Genomic DNA, 201 nt, shown 5'->3' with positions numbered 1-201 from the left:
CACAGCGTCCTCGCTGTGTTTTTCAAAGGAACCTCGTCCCAGCGGATGCTGGAGACGGGGTATCAACATATCTGGCGTTGACTTTTGGCACGCTGTTGAGTTCTCAAGGAACGGTCGCTTCCTTTGTACTCACCCTCTCGGGCTTTCCTCCGGGCGCTTCCCTTCGGTCTTGCGTTTCCGACTCTATCAGATCTTTTTCGA

The organism is Streptomyces sp. SID5464 (assembly GCF_009862985.1).
In the GTDB taxonomy this organism is placed as follows: Bacteria; Actinomycetota; Actinomycetes; order Streptomycetales; family Streptomycetaceae; genus Streptomyces; species Streptomyces chartreusis_D.
Note: the sequence above shows the minus strand (reverse complement) of the source record.